This is a genomic window from Vibrio sp. 1580 (assembly GCF_033340055.1).
The window spans coordinates 1-511 of record NZ_JAWOVT010000768.1 but is presented as its reverse complement, the minus strand read 5'-3'; the positions used below and the strand labels follow the sequence as shown (position 1 = coordinate 511).

The 511-nt window shown below is 46.0% G+C and carries 1 protein-coding gene; it reads left to right on the top strand.

Features of this window, described 5'->3' with window-relative positions:
• The coding region (locus R7093_RS28285) for a PP2C family protein-serine/threonine phosphatase (protein ID WP_318147416.1) at nucleotides 1–511 on the top strand (511 nt) is incomplete at both ends.

Below are 511 nucleotides of genomic sequence, written 5' to 3'. Positions count from 1 at the left end.
GGCCAGATTTTGGCCAGGGCGACTATGTTGTTTCGGAGCCGAATGTGGTGGTGGAGAGGCTCAACCTTCGATATCAACAAACACCTGACAGCCAATTGTACTTCACAATCGTTTACGCAGTTTTGAATACTCAAACAGGCAAACTGAGGTACTGTACCGCCGGTCACCCTAAGTTCTTATGGCGACATCAATCAGAAGCAACCATTGATATGGTTGGTGATGAGAATTTTATAGTAGGCGCGTTAGCACCAATGCAATACAAGGGCGGGGAAATTACGTTAGAACCAAACGACTCGATTTGGTGCTTTTCTGATGGCGTGGTTGAAGCGCGGTACGACAATGAGCTTTTCTCTGTAAATCGTTTAATCGCGAACGTACAGAGCGTTTCTGGACTTCCATTTGAAGCACAGGTTTCTTCTGTCGTCGAAAGCATTAAACGTTGGCAAGTGAAGGAAGAGCTAGACGACGATTTGACGCTTTTACAACTTCAATGGTCTGGTCCAAACACGTC